This is a genomic window from Clostridium fungisolvens (genome assembly GCF_014193895.1).
GTDB lineage: Bacteria > Bacillota > Clostridia > Clostridiales > Clostridiaceae > Clostridium_AR > Clostridium_AR fungisolvens.
The window spans coordinates 4,896,016-4,908,482 of record NZ_BLZR01000001.1; the positions used below are offsets into that span (position 1 = coordinate 4,896,016).

At 29.7% G+C, this 12,467-nt stretch carries 13 protein-coding genes; 3 read left to right on the forward strand and 10 right to left on the reverse strand.

The features are described 5' to 3' along the window. Window positions 1–7: 7 nt before the first annotated feature. A complete protein-coding gene (locus bsdtw1_RS21730; protein WP_371874743.1) occupies window positions 8–280 on the reverse strand; it encodes a putative Se/S carrier protein in 273 nt (90 codons plus the stop codon). A 516-nt stretch (window positions 281–796) separates the two neighbouring features. Here bsdtw1_RS21730 and bsdtw1_RS21735 point away from each other — a divergent pair. From bsdtw1_RS21735 to yyaC, 3 genes are read left to right on the forward strand one after another with little or no spacing between them, the layout of a single operon-like run. Next, a complete protein-coding gene (locus tag bsdtw1_RS21735) occupies window positions 797–1,954 on the forward strand; it encodes an aminotransferase class V-fold PLP-dependent enzyme (protein ID WP_183279563.1) in 1,158 nt (385 codons plus the stop codon). Next, complete coding sequence (gene ytvI / locus bsdtw1_RS21740) at window positions 1,954–3,012, forward strand: sporulation integral membrane protein YtvI (RefSeq protein WP_183279564.1); 1,059 nt, start codon at window positions 1,954–1,956, stop codon at window positions 3,010–3,012. The genes bsdtw1_RS21735 and ytvI overlap by 1 nt, the downstream gene beginning before the upstream one ends. A gap of 49 nt (window positions 3,013–3,061) precedes the next feature. Beyond that, window positions 3,062–3,658 carry a spore protease YyaC gene (gene yyaC / locus bsdtw1_RS21745; RefSeq protein ID WP_183279565.1) on the forward strand — a complete coding sequence of 199 codons (597 nt, stop codon included), beginning with the start codon at window positions 3,062–3,064 and terminating at the stop codon, window positions 3,656–3,658. Window positions 3,659–3,661: 3 nt separating this feature from the next. Here the strand turns inward: yyaC and bsdtw1_RS21750 are convergent, their stop codons facing one another. The 9 genes from bsdtw1_RS21750 to jag form a co-directional block, all read right to left on the reverse strand. Then, entirely contained in the window at window positions 3,662–3,910 is a 249-nt protein-coding gene (locus bsdtw1_RS21750; RefSeq protein WP_183279566.1) for a YkuS family protein, read from the reverse strand. Between the two features lie 142 nt (window positions 3,911–4,052). Next, window positions 4,053–4,562: a DUF4446 family protein gene (locus bsdtw1_RS21755; protein WP_183279567.1), complete on the reverse strand. Its 510-nt coding sequence runs from the start codon at window positions 4,560–4,562 to the stop codon at window positions 4,053–4,055. A gap of 48 nt (window positions 4,563–4,610) precedes the next feature. Beyond that, a complete protein-coding gene (locus bsdtw1_RS21760; RefSeq protein ID WP_183279568.1) occupies window positions 4,611–5,477 on the reverse strand; it encodes a ParB/RepB/Spo0J family partition protein in 867 nt (288 codons plus the stop codon). Between the two features lie 5 nt (window positions 5,478–5,482). Beyond that, window positions 5,483–6,250 carry a ParA family protein gene (locus tag bsdtw1_RS21765; protein ID WP_183279569.1) on the reverse strand — a complete coding sequence of 256 codons (768 nt, stop codon included), beginning with the start codon at window positions 6,248–6,250 and terminating at the stop codon, window positions 5,483–5,485. A gap of 264 nt (window positions 6,251–6,514) precedes the next feature. After that, window positions 6,515–7,300, reverse strand: a complete 786-nt coding sequence (gene noc / locus bsdtw1_RS21770; RefSeq protein WP_183279570.1) for a nucleoid occlusion protein — start codon at window positions 7,298–7,300, stop codon at window positions 6,515–6,517. A gap of 156 nt (window positions 7,301–7,456) precedes the next feature. Then, complete coding sequence (rsmG, locus tag bsdtw1_RS21775) at window positions 7,457–8,176, reverse strand: 16S rRNA (guanine(527)-N(7))-methyltransferase RsmG (RefSeq protein ID WP_183279571.1); 720 nt, start codon at window positions 8,174–8,176, stop codon at window positions 7,457–7,459. 1 nt (window position 8,177) lies between these two features. Further along, complete coding sequence (mnmG, locus tag bsdtw1_RS21780; RefSeq protein WP_183279572.1) at window positions 8,178–10,073, reverse strand: tRNA uridine-5-carboxymethylaminomethyl(34) synthesis enzyme MnmG; 1,896 nt, start codon at window positions 10,071–10,073, stop codon at window positions 8,178–8,180. Window positions 10,074–10,082: 9 nt separating this feature from the next. After that, a complete protein-coding gene (gene mnmE / locus bsdtw1_RS21785) occupies window positions 10,083–11,459 on the reverse strand; it encodes a tRNA uridine-5-carboxymethylaminomethyl(34) synthesis GTPase MnmE (protein WP_183279573.1) in 1,377 nt (458 codons plus the stop codon). A gap of 324 nt (window positions 11,460–11,783) precedes the next feature. Continuing rightward, window positions 11,784–12,416 (reverse strand): RNA-binding cell elongation regulator Jag/EloR, encoded by a 633-nt coding sequence (jag, locus tag bsdtw1_RS21790; RefSeq protein ID WP_183279574.1) that lies wholly within the window; start codon window positions 12,414–12,416, stop codon window positions 11,784–11,786. Between the last annotated feature and the right edge of the window lie 51 nt (window positions 12,417–12,467).

The window sequence follows — 12,467 nt, forward strand, 5'->3', positions numbered from 1 at the left end:
CACCTCATTATTTATATAACTTCAAACCTTCGTTTCCTATTAAATATATGCTTTTAAAATTAATCTTGTTATTTAGCTCATTTTCAATTTTGTTGAGCACATTATCATTAAGCCTTATGCATATCCCGCAGCTCTGGGTTATATATGTTGGAGTAGGCATTACAACTACTTCTAATTCATTACTCTTAATAAATTTTTCTGCTCCAATAGCATCATGTGTATTCTTAAAAACCATTATGTATTCTTTCATAAAAATATTAGCTTTATTAATATAAAGCATTCCCCTCCTCTATTTATATAATTTTGTAGGCATAGAATATAAGCATATTAATATTAATCTAATAATATTGCTTAATCAATATGTTTAAATCCTATTTTACTGTTAAAGATATAAATAATAGTGAATTTGTGTTTATGTTCAACTATAATATTTATTATATCTAATTAAATTATTTTTTTCTGCATTTTTAGGAAATTACCATAGGCAGACTTAATATTTAAATATATTAATTTTATAATACTTTTATAATGCTATTTTTACTTAGAGTTTTTTAGAATTGAAGTATTTAAGATAATCTTATAGGTACTTAAGTTATAAATCTTATCTATACAAGAATATTCATATACTTAATGTATATTATACTGTTGTTTTTTATTCATTCAATAATACATATTATTGAAGTTTATTCAAAATTATATTAGTATTATTTAATAACAATTATTATAACAAATCAATTAATTACCTTCTAAGATTGTAATTAATTAATTTATATATTTACAGCAAAGGATGATTATTATGAGTATTTATTTTGATAATGCTTCTACTAGCTTTCCAAAACCAGACACTGTAAGCAAATCAATTTATGATTTTATAGTATATAACGGAGGCAATGCCGGAAGAGGTGCATCAACTTCCTCTTTGAAGAGCAGTGAGTTGGTTTATGAATGTAGAGAAGCTCTATGCAATTTTTTTAATTTCGATAAAACAGAGAATGTTATATTTACACAAAATATAACTCATTCTTTAAATATGTTACTTTTAGGTGCTATAAAAGAGGGTTGGCACGTTATAACTTCATCTATGGAACATAATTCTGTACTAAGGCCACTAACTATGTTAAAAAACCAAGGTAAAATCGAGTTAGATATAGTACAATGTGATGCAAACGGGATTGTTAATGAAACTGATATTAAAAGTCTAATAAAAGAAAATACAAGGCTTATAGTACTTTCTCACGCCTCAAATGTAGTGGGCTCAATACAACCTCTAGAAATAATTGGGAAAATATGTAAAGGGAGCAATATATTTTTCATTGTGGATTCTGCCCAATCTGCCGGAGCCATACCAGTTGATTTTAAATTATTAAACTGCGATGCTCTTGCTTTTACTGGACATAAGGGCTTATTAGGACCTCAAGGAATCGGTGGATTCTTAATTAGTGATGAATTAAATGCAGCTACTCTACCAACATTTACTGGTGGTACTGGCAGTATGTCTAGTTCCTTAATTTACCCAGATTATTTACCAGATAAATTTGAATGTGGAACACTTAATTTACCTGGAATTGTTGGCCTAAAATCAGGACTTGAATTTATACAAAGTGTTGGTTTAGATACAATTGAATATAAAGAGTTAACCCTAACTAAGAGAACTTTAGAAATACTAAATGACTTTAACCAAATTACTGTGTATGGTTTTAAAGATATTGAAAAAGAGAGAACTTCCACTATTTCATTTAATATCTTAAATAGAGATCCATCTGAGATATCATTTATTTTGGACAAACAATATGGAATAATCACGAGAACTGGGCTTCATTGTGCTCCACTTGCTCATAAAACCATCGGCACTTATCCAACAGGAACCATAAGACTAAGCCTTGGTTTTTTTAACAGCTTAGAAGATGCAGAAACTCTTTATAAAGCTATAAAAAATATTTTAGGAGGTTATTAATGCAAGATATTCAACAACGCCTTGAGCGATTAGCCATTTTTTTTGCGGTCTATACTCTATTCTTTTACTTATTTTTTTCTACACTTAAATATACACTTCCTTTTGTGTTAGCAATAATATTTGCTCTAATACTTAGATCACCGACTAGATTTATGATAGAAAAACTTAAGTTAAAATCATGGATAGCATCCATCTTAAGTACATTGGTATTTTTCGGAACAATAATATCCTTAAATGTTATAATACTTACATCCTTAGTTAGTGAATTAATCGGATTAATAAAATACCTTCAGAAACTTATATCAAATAATTCTTCTGACATATATAACTACTTTATGTCATTACAAAATTACCTTAATAATTTAAATATTGATCCAACTATTGTTGATACTATAGAAAAAAATCTATCTTCTTATGCTACTAAGATAGTAAATCTTACAATAGGCGCTGGATCTTCCGTAGTACAAGGAACTCTAACAATTTTAGGTTATGTACCGTACATTGGCATGGTTGTAATTTTTACTCTTATCACAACATATTTCTTTACTAAAAAGGTCTCTACTTCAAATACTTTATCTTTAACCAATGTAATACCTAACAATAGCGACAAATTAATAACTATATTAAATCATGTAAGAAAAATGCTTAAGAATTACTTACTATCTTATCTATTTATAATATTTATTACTTTTATCTTTACTTTTATCGGTTTTACTATATTTAAAGTTCAATACAGTTTAGTTCTTAGTATTCTTTGTGCAGTTTTAGACTTACTCCCTGTAGTAGGTATGCCAATGATTTATTTTCCTCTGGCTTTAATGAATATAGCATCAAGAAATTATATAAATGGAATAGGCATACTAATACTTTATGCAATAGTTTTTGTAGTAAGACAGATAATAGAACCAAAGATAATGTCTTCTTCATTAGGTCTTAACCCTTTAGCAGTTTTAGCTGCTATTTTTATAGGTATACAGGTAGCTGGAATAAGTGGTATAATCTTTTGTATGTTTTTAGTTGTATTTTATGAAATTTTAAAAAAAGTAGACGTTCTATAGTATATGCACCTTCCTTATTGGTAATAATTCCAATATGGGAGGTGTTTTAATGTCAAATAAATTCACAATAGATTCTACAAATATTAGATCTCCATTTCTTATAAGAGATTATTTATATGATGAGCTTACTCCAATCCTTAAGCAAAAAAGACCTATTGTTTTTATATGTATAGGCACCGATAGGTCTACAGGTGATTCTTTAGGGCCTCTTGTTGGAGAAAAATTAAAATATATGATTCAAAGTGAAGTATACATCTATGGCAACTTAAAAGAACCTGTTCACGCAAAAAACCTTAATTCAACCTTAGATGAAATTAACTGTAAATTCAATAACCCTTTTATTATCGCTATAGATGCTTGTCTTGGTGATTTAGATAATGTAGGCAAAATATATATTGATAAAAAGCCTTTGCTTCCTGGGATTGCTGTTAATAAGAATCTTCCACCTGTAGGAGATATCAGTATACTAGGTGTAGTAAACATTTCCGGTAGCTTAGAGTTTATGGTACTACAAAATACTAGACTGTACACTGTTATGACAATTGCAGATGCTATATCTCGTGGTATACATCATTGTATATTAAAATCTATTGGATTTAAAAAGAACCCTGTTGAGGCTGAAATAGAAAGTATACTTTCTAAATAATTACTATAAAATAGCTGAATACACTCTATTTATAAGTATATTCTCAATATCATCCACGTTTTTACTTCCACTATCTATTATGACTATACCTTCTGATTTGTAACTTTTACAAGATGGTAAATGTGAAAGATCAACTTCTTTTAAGTTGCAAATTATAGCATCGTACTGATCATTGCATGTTACTATATTATAACCTCGTTTTTCTAATTGAGATTTTAGACTTTTTAATTCATCAGATATATACAAGTTCATATTTATCCCTCCTTAAATGATAGTTTACCATTACAACTTGTTTTTATTCTTAACGTTTTAAATAATAAAAGGTGGTACTAATTAAATTAGTACCACCTTTTATTATTATAGAAATTTATTCTATACAATATAATATTATTAGTTAATGTATATTTACACGATTAATTGCTTGATTTAATACAGTTAGTTCCTCTTCAGATAAATCATATCTTGATATTCCTTTATCTACTGGTTTTGCATATGTTGTACTGTCATTCCTACTGTATATTCCAGTTAAAATTATTCCATCATTATTATCATCTAAAATAGCAATAGAGAAACTTAAATCACTTCCTACATCTTCAAAAGCTTTATATCTTATCATAGAAACCTTTTGGACACAGCCTTTCATTCTTTCCTCAATCACTGAGCAGTGTTCGAGAGCAGCTTCTGAAGTTTTATTTGCTTCATCAATTTTATCTAAATAACTTATAACATGTTCTTCCAAATTCTTATTATTAACGCCTCTCATTAGTTTTCTATACTTCTTTTCAACCTTTGATAAAGATCTGAATAGAACAATTATTAAGATAAGCAATAACAATATGATTGCTGAAAACGCAATAACTATATATGGCATAAAATCTTGTATGTTACTTATTATAGTATCCATTTCTAAGTCCCTTTCTAAAATGATAATAAATGTTTCACGTGAAACACTTTATATATTTATAATTTCTAATATTCTTTGTAAGTCCTCTTCAGAATAATATTCTATCTCGATCTTACCTTTATTTTTCTTTGAGTTAATATTCACCTTAGTACCAAAGTAATTTTGTAACTGCTCTTGTATATCCTTATAATAAGGTTTTAAAATTTCTTCATCTTTTTTTTCTTCAACCTTATCAAATTTACTCAAGTATGTTTTTATTAGTTTTTCTACATCTCTTACAGAAAGACTTTCATCTATCGCTTTTTGAGCTATTTCATATTGTTTATCTTTATCACTTAAAGCTAATATAGCCCTTCCATGTCCCTCACTTAATACACCTTCTATTATATAACTTTGAACTCTTTTATCTAAATTAAGTAATCTAATAGTATTAGCTATTGCAGTTCTAGACTTCCCAATTCTTTCACTAAGTTTTTCCTGCGTTAATGAAAATTCATGTAAAAGCCTTTCATATGCCTGTGCTTCTTCAATTGCATTAAGATCTTCTCTTTGTATATTTTCTATTAAGGAAATCTCCAATATTTCTTTATCATCAATATCCATAACTATTGCAGGAACTTCTTTTAGCATAAGCTGCTTTGCAGCTCTCCAACGTCTTTCACCCGCTATTATAGTGTAAGTTTCATTTTCTTTTTTCAATATTAGTGGTTGAATTATACCATGATTTTTTATAGACTCTGATAACTCATTAATCTTATCATTATCGAAGTATCTTCTTGGTTGACTCTCATTAGCTTTAATATTATTTAATGGGATCAGAGTAGCTGATTTATTAACCATTTCTTCACTAGTATCATTATCATCCTCAGGAATTAAAGCACTCAACCCTTTACCCAATCCAAATTTCTTGTTCATCTACATCACCCCTTTTGACGTTCGATAAATTCATTAGTTAGTTGTTCATATGCCTCAGCACCTTTGCATTTTTCATCATATAGCATTATAGGAAGGCCAAATGAAGGTGCTTCTGCTAATCTTATGTTTCTCGGTATTGTTACTTTGTATACTTTATCTTTAAAATATTTCTCAACTTCTTTATAAACTTCATTACTTAAATTAGTTCTTGAATCATACATTGTCATTATGACACCTTCAATTTCAAGATTCTTGTTTAATGATTTCTTTACCAATTGTATAGTGTTTATAAGTTGTCCAACTCCTTCTAGAGCATAAAACTCACACTGAATTGGGATTAATACTGAATCACATGAAGTGAGGGAATTTATTGTTAGAAAACCTAAAGAAGGAGGACAATCTATAAAAATGAAGTCAAAATCATCTTCTACTTCTCTTATCTTCTCTTGTAAAATTAATTCCCGTTTTTCTTTTTCTATAATTTCAACTTCTGCTCCTGCTAACTCCATTTTAGCTGGTGCTATGTATAAGTTTGAAACTAACTCACTTTGTTTAATTATCTCTCTTAATGATACATCATTAGTTATTACATCATACATTGATTTTTCTAATTTTCTCTTATCAATCCCAAGCCCACTTGTAGTATTTCCTTGTGGATCTATATCGATAGCTAAAACCTTATACCCCAACATTGCTATGTATGAACAGAGATTTATATTCGTTGTAGTTTTGCCTACCCCACCCTTTTGGTTAAATATACATATCTTTTTCATATTCAACTCTAAGTTATTATAACTTACGAGTCATCCACCTCCTTTCCTTTATATAAACATTATATATTTTAATCAAGAATAATTAAAGTAATTAATTATTAATTTTATTGTTTCACGTGAAACATTTATAAAAAAACTACCAAATTAAATAAATTATCTGAATCATATTAGTTGAAATACCTATTTTTCTCTATACATGAAAAAGGCTGATGCTTATAAACTAAATTAGTTTATTTCACAACAGCCTCTTCTAATCCAACTACATTATTTTGATGCATTTTTAGGTATGTTTACGGTTATTTGGACATATTCGCCACAATCTTTTGATTTATACTCAGCAGGTATCTTAAATTTATCAAACACTTGTTTTATAGAATTAACATATATTTTTGCAGAAAAAACACCTGTCATCCTTTTCTTACCTTCTTTTGATAGACTTTCACCAGCTAATTTTAAAAGTTCCTTATTAATCAAATCTTCGGTATTCTTAACATTAAGACCTTGTTTTATGACTTTATTTATTATTTTTAGCTGTAGTTCTTCGTTAGGTAAAGACAGTAATGCTCTTGCATGTCTTTCTGTTAAATTATTAGATATACAAATATTTCTTACTTCGTTTCCTAACTTAAGAAGTCTTAGTTTATTTGCAATCGTTGATTGTTTTTTCCCTAATCTCTCAGCTAATTGTTCTTGAGTAAAATGATGGTCTTGAATCAAGTTATAATACGCTTCAGCTTCTTCTAAAAAATTTAAATCTTCTCTTTGTAGATTCTCAAGTAGTGCAATTTCAGCTGACTCAGAATCTGTTATATCTACAACAGTACATGGCACTTCTTCAAGGTTAGCAAGCCTTGCTGCTCTCCATCGTCTTTCACCTGCAACTAGTTCAAAAATTTCACCTCTTACTCTAACAGTAAGTGGTTGAATTATACCATGTTCTCTAATAGATTGTGACAATTCCCCAAGAGCTTCTTCATTAAAAAACTTTCTTGGTTGATAAGTATTAGGAATTATTTTATCAATATTGACATGAACAATTTCTTTATGCATTTCCCATCCATCCTTACGAAAAAAGTTAAAATACACGTTATCCCATTATTTAACAAATTCTCTATAAAATACAAATATCCTTCTTTTTATATATAAAAACAGTCCGACAATATACTTTATATTAATCAATTTAATATTATAAAAAAACACATACTACTATTTTATAGGTTTTTTCGATATACTTCCAGCTTTTCTTGGATAAGTTTTTGGTGTTTCTTTAATTTTTTTGACAACAACTAAATTATGTTTTAAATCCGTATCTTCAATATTTACTTGTATCACTTCAACTAACTTTCCACCTAAAGTTGCCACCGCATTTCTAGACTCGTTTAGTTCATCCTCAATTGAAGGTCCCTTAAGAGCTATAAAATGTCCATCAACTTTAACATAAGGTATGCAGAATTCTGAAAGCACACACATATTTGCTACTGCCCTAGATGTAGCTATATCAAACTTTTCTCTTAACTCCTTATTTCTTGCTCCATCTTCTGCTCTCGAATGTATAGTCTTTACATTATTTAAATGAAGCTGTTGTGCAACTTCATTTAGAAAATTTACTCTTTTATTTAAAGAATCCAGTAAAGTAACATTTAATTCGTCTCTGATTATTGCTATAGGTATTCCTGGAAAACCAGCTCCAGTGCCAACATCAATTAGAGATGAAGCACTTTTAAACAATGGAGAATTAAATGCTTTTATCGAATCAACAAAATGTTTCTTTACAATTTGATCATCTTCCGTTATAGCTGTAAGGTTTATCTTCTCATTCCACTCTTTTAGTAGTCTCATATAAATCATAAACTTTTCATATTTTTCTTCATTGAATTCTACACCAACAGAAGTACATGCTTTTTCTAAAATGCTATAGTATATCATACTAAATTTCCTCCGCCTTATTATTTCTCCTATAAAGGCTTTCTAAATGTATAAGTAAGACTGATATATCTGCAGGAGAAACACCAGATATTCTAGAAGCCTGCCCTATACTTATTGGACGTATCTTAGATAACTTTTGTACAGCTTCAATTCTTAAGCTATTAACATTGCTATAGTCAATATCTTCAGGTATTTGCCTATTTTCAAATTTTTTAAACTGTTCAACCTGCTCTAGTTGCTTTTCTATATATCCTTCATATTTAGAGATTATATTAACTTGTTCGCCTATATCATACGGTAAACTTGGTCTTTCTTTATCTAATTCTGCAACTGAAAAGTAATCTAATTCAGGTCTTTTTATAAGCTCATACATGCTTATAGGTTTTTTAAGCTCTGCTGACCCTAATGACTCGATAAATTGATTCACTTCCTGCTTATTAGTTATTTGTAACTTTTTTAGTCTCTCTAACTCAGAATCTATATTATTTTTTCTTTCAGTATATCTTTTATATCTTTCTTCTGTGACTAATCCAACATTATACCCTATTTCAGTCAATCTTAAATCAGCATTATCTTGTCTTAATAATAACCTATACTCAGCTCTTGATGTCATCATTCTATAAGGCTCACTTGTTCCTTTTGTCACTAAGTCATCTATCAAAACACCTATATATCCATCACTTCTAGTTAAAATCATAGGATCTTTTTCCTTAACCTTAAGAGCTGCATTTATTCCAGCTACTATTCCTTGAGATGCAGCTTCTTCATATCCAGAGCTACCATTTAACTGCCCAGCTCCAAAAAGGCCTTGTATATTTTTAAACTCTAAAGATGGCTTAAGTTGAGTTGGATCTATACAATCATATTCAATTGCATATGCAGTTCTCATCATTTCTACATTCTCAAGTCCGCTAATAGTTTTAAGCATCTGTACTTGAACATCTTCTGGTAAAGAGGAACTCATTCCACCTACATACATCTCGGCAGTATCTTCACCTTCTGGTTCTATAAATATTTGATGTTGATGTTTATCTTGGAACCTCATAACCTTATCTTCAATAGAAGGACAATATCTTGGTCCAACACCTTCTATAGAACCATTATACATTGGTGATCTGTGTATATTGTCTTTTATTATGTCGTGAGTCTGACTATTTGTATATGTAAGCCAACAGGAAACTTGTTCTCTATTAATATCATCACTCATGAAAGAAAATGGAACAATTCTTGTATCACCTGGTTGCTCAACCATTTTTGTAAAGTCTACAGATCTCTTATTTATTCTTGCAGGAGTTCCTGTTTTAAATCTTCTTAGTGTAATCCCTAAATCTAGTAAACTTTTAGATAATTCGTTGGCTGGAAAGAGCCCATTTGGACCACCATTATAACTTACATCACCAATAATAATTCTAGACTTTAGGTAAGTACCGGTACAAACAACTACAGCTCTAGTCTTGAAATAAGCACCATTCTTGGTTTGAACTCCGATAACTTTATTATCTTCTACATCTATTTCTACAACTTCAATTTGCTTTATGTATAAGTTCTCTTGATCTTCTAGAATACTCTTCATTCTTTGCTGATACTTCTTTTTATCAGCTTGAGCTCTAAGTGAATGAACTGCAGGTCCCTTAGATGTGTTAAGCATTCTAGATTGAATAAATGTATTGTCTATATTTATTCCCATTTCACCGCCTAACGCATCAACTTCTCTTACTAGATGACCCTTTGCAGTACCTCCAATATTAGGATTACATGGCATTAATGCTATGCTATCAAGATTCATAGTACAAATTAAGGTTTTGCATCCTATTCTAGCGGAAGCAAGCGCTGCTTCACAACCAGCATGGCCTGCACCTATAATAATCACATCATATTCACCAGCTAAATACTTCATTTCCATCTCCTATTTTCCAACACAGAAATCAGAGAAGATTTTATTTACTAAATCTTCTTCAAGTTCTGATCCGGTAATCTCTCCAAGAGCTCTTAAACCAGTGGTGACGTATATAGAAATCAAGTCTAGATATTCATTGTTTCTAACTTGATTTAAAGCCACTTCACAATTTTCTTTAGCTCTATAAAGCGCCTGCTTATGTCTAGTATTAGTTATAATTACACTTTCACTATCTATATGACCCTTAAAAAACATATCCTTTATCTTATCTTTTAAAGAATCAATTCCATAGCCTGTTACTGTAGATACTTCTATTGAATTACTAAGAACATCTAAGTCATTAGCTTCTATGTTCTTATCTAAATCAATCTTATTACATAGAGTTATATACTTTTTATCTTTTATGAAGTCTAATATTTCTCTATCTTCGCTATCCAAACCTCTGCTTGCATCAACCATAAATACTATGATATCAGCTTCATCTATCTTCTCTTTTGATCTTTGTACTCCGATTCTTTCTACTTCATCTTCAGTTTCTCTTATGCCTGCAGTGTCAATAATTCTAATAGGAATTCCATCTAAATTAATATATTCTTCAATTACATCTCTAGTGGTTCCAGGTATATTAGTAACAATAGCTCTTTTTTCTCTTAAAAGAGTGTTTAAAAGGGAAGACTTTCCTACATTGGGTTTTCCAACTATAACCATACTTAACCCTTCTCTTATAATCTTACCCTCATCTGCACTTGATAATAACCTATCAACTTCATTTATTACTAGTTGAAGATTTTCACCAACCCTTATAGGTATAGTTGCATCTGGTTCCTCATCGTCTTCAGTAAAATCCACGGCAAATTCAATAAGTGCCAACACATTTAGTAATTTTTCTCTTAAAGAATTTATTTCCCGGGAAAGCAACCCCTGACTCTGGATCATAGCTGATTTCATAGATAAATCTGTTTTAGCTCGTATTATATCTATAACTGCTTCTGCTTGAGTTAAATCAATTCTACCATTTAAAAATGCCCTTTTTGTGAATTCCCCAGGTTCAGCAAGTCTTGCTCCAGATTTTATAACTTCTTGCAATACCCTATTAGTTGACGTTACTCCACCATGACAATTAATCTCTACAGTGTCCTCAGCAGTAAAACTCTTAGGCCCCTTCATGTAGCTTATAATTACTTCGTCTACTATTTCTTGTTTTGAATCTACTATATTACCGTACCTCATTGTATAAGGCTTCATTTCTAATATACTTAAATTACTTTTTCCTCTAAAAATCTTAGATACTATATCTAGTGATTTATTACCAGAAATTCTTATAATAGAAATCCCACCCTCACCAAGTGCAGTTGCAACAGCAGCAATTGTATCAAATTCTTTCATGCTGTCCTCCTCATTATTAAATTTATAATTATAGTATCTCCTCTAATTTATCCGTTTTACCAAGACTTATTAACTTTTTATAAAATTATCAGATTCTATTGCTTTAGGGCAACTAATAAAATCAATAAAACCTTTATAAATACTATAAATTCTTAACTTTATAAAAATTTATAAATAAAACTTCTTATAAAGTTAAGAACTTTTATTTACGTCTTATTTGAACTAGCATATCTTTAAAACTAATATTCATTTTACAAAAATAAACTTTATTAGTCAAAACATATTAAAAAAAAGTAAATCAAAAAGAAAGCCTAAATGGCTTTCCTATTTTTCTCTTCTTATATCAACTACTATTCTTCTATATGGTTCCTCTCCCTCACTGTATGTATATACAGTTTGGTTGCCTTGAAGAGCAGAATGAATTACTCTTCTCTCATATGGATTCATAGGTTCAAGTTTAAATGGTCTGCCAGACTTCCTAACCTTATAGGCTGTTTTATCTGCTAAGCGTTTTAATGTTTCTTCTCTTTTAACCCTATAATTTTCTGTATCTAGAACTACTCTCTTATATGGGATATCATGTCCTTTATTAACAACTAGACTAACAAGATATTGTAGGGAATCTAATGTCTCCCCCCTATAGCCAATTATAACTCCCATTTTAGGTCCTAAAAGATTGATATTTAAAACATTATCATCTTCTTTTATTCTTATTTCAGCTTTTATATCCATTGAATCTAAAACACTTCTTAAAAATGTCTTTGCCTCAAGAACATAATCACGCTTAACTGTAACAAGAATCTTAGCTGGTTTACTACCTATAAAATTAAATAAACCTCTGCTCCCCTCATCAACAATGTTATACTCAACTTTATCTTCTGTAACATTCAATTCCTTTAGAGCATTCTTTAGAGCTTCCTCTACAGTTTTTCCTGTAATTTCTAAAGTTTTCTGCATACCCTAGTCACCCACCTTATTATACTAAAAGCTTAGTATTAAAATACAATA